Annotated in this window: 1 protein-coding gene and 2 rRNA genes; all 3 read right to left on the bottom strand. The window is 54.0% G+C overall.

Going from position 1 to position 1,333, the window contains the following annotated elements; all coding sequences use genetic code 11:
• The coding region (locus AB0399_RS40480) for a homoserine O-succinyltransferase (RefSeq protein WP_366414697.1) at nucleotides 1-143 on the bottom strand (143 nt) is incomplete at its 3' end.
• Between the two features lie 175 nt (nucleotides 144-318).
• Nucleotides 319-434 (bottom strand): 5S ribosomal RNA (gene rrf, locus AB0399_RS40475).
• A gap of 64 nt (nucleotides 435-498) precedes the next feature.
• Nucleotides 499-1,333 (bottom strand): 23S ribosomal RNA (locus tag AB0399_RS40470); the annotation flags it as partial.

The following is a 1,333-nucleotide window of genomic DNA, read 5'->3' as shown; positions in this document are numbered from 1 at the left end:
ATCTTTTTCGGCATCAGGTTGAGAATAAGAACCTTCAGCGGGCGAATTTCCTGAACTGTTGCGCGTGAAGCCGTCATCACAAAGACGTTCTCTTCACGTAAGAAATTGACGGCTGGTAGCTCGTCCTGCACCCGAATCGGCATATCGTTGAATCCTCAAAGCATACGTATAAACGTTTAGACATCCAGACAGCTAACAATACCGAGATCCGGCCTGAATGTCGAGTCTGCAAGAGGAAGGTGAGAAAGTTTCAAGGAGAGGAATAACGCCCAAAGCAAAAAACCCCGCACCTTACGGTACGGGGTTCTTCTATTTGATGCCTGGCAGTTCCCTACTCTCACATGGGGAGACCCCACACTACCATCGGCGCTACGGCGTTTCACTTCTGAGTTCGGCATGGGGTCAGGTGGGACCACCGCGCTAAAGCCGCCAGGCAAATTCTGTTATCTGTATCAGGCTGAAAATCGTCTCTCACCGCCAAAACAGCTTCGGCGTTGTAAGGTTAAGCCTCACGGTTCATTAGTATCGGTTAGCTCAACGCATCGCTGCGCTTACACACCCGACCTATCAACGTCGTCGTCTTCAACGTTCCTTCAGGAGACTTAAAGTCTCAGGGAGAACTCATCTCGGGGCAAGTTTCGTGCTTAGATGCTTTCAGCACTTATCTCTTCCGCATTTAGCTACCGGGCAGTGCCATTGGCATGACAACCCGAACACCAGTGATGCGTCCACTCCGGTCCTCTCGTACTAGGAGCAGCCCCCCTCAATTCTCCAGCGCCCACGGCAGATAGGGACCGAACTGTCTCACGACGTTCTAAACCCAGCTCGCGTACCACTTTAAATGGCGAACAGCCATACCCTTGGGACCTACTTCAGCCCCAGGATGTGATGAGCCGACATCGAGGTGCCAAACACCGCCGTCGATATGAACTCTTGGGCGGTATCAGCCTGTTATCCCCGGAGTACCTTTTATCCGTTGAGCGATGGCCCTTCCATTCAGAACCACCGGATCACTATGACCTGCTTTCGCACCTGCTCGAGCCGTCACTCTCGCAGTCAAGCTAGCTTATGCCATTGCACTAACCTCCTGATGTCCGACCAGGATTAGCTAACCTTCGTGCTCCTCCGTTACTCTTTGGGAGGAGACCGCCCCAGTCAAACTACCCACCAGACACTGTCCGCAACCCGGATCACGGGTCTACGTTAGAACACCAGCCATTAAAGGGTGGTATTTCAAGGTCGGCTCCTCTACGGCGGGCGTGTCCTCGACCGGCGTCATGTGACCGCGGCCGGGCAGTTCGGTCAGTCCGACGCAGTGCGGCAGCGCAGCGGC

This window comes from Streptomyces sp. NPDC088194, from assembly GCF_040702025.1.
In the GTDB taxonomy this organism is placed as follows: domain Bacteria; phylum Actinomycetota; class Actinomycetes; order Streptomycetales; family Streptomycetaceae; genus Actinacidiphila.
This window is presented reverse-complemented; position numbering and strand designations above follow the sequence as displayed.